1 protein-coding gene is annotated in these 260 nt (G+C 61.2%); it reads left to right on the top strand.

The features are described 5' to 3' along the window. Positions 1-260, top strand: a 260-nt coding sequence (locus E4P01_RS20685; RefSeq protein WP_282443003.1) for a hypothetical protein, incomplete at both ends; no start/stop codon positions are given.

Raw genomic sequence — 260 nt, 5'->3', positions numbered from 1 at the left:
TCAATGGCACCACTTACAATTACGCCGGTACTGCGCCTGTGGGCGTGCTCAGCGTTGGTGCCGTCGGTGCCGAACGGCAGATCAGCAATGTCGCGGCTGGGCGGGTTTCGGCCACCAGCACCGACGCGGTAAACGGCAGCCAGTTGAATGCCACCAACACCTCGGTCACCGACCTGGGCACCAGCCTCAATACGTCCATTACCAACCTGGGCAACAGCTTCAGTACCCAGCTTGGCAACATCGTCACCAACGGCGCTGGT

The sequence above is a fragment of the Pseudomonas sp. NCIMB 10586 genome (assembly GCF_023127895.1).
GTDB classification, from domain to species: domain Bacteria; phylum Pseudomonadota; class Gammaproteobacteria; order Pseudomonadales; family Pseudomonadaceae; genus Aquipseudomonas; species Aquipseudomonas synxantha_A.
Note: the sequence above shows the minus strand (reverse complement) of the source record. Positions and strands in the feature narration are given on the sequence as shown.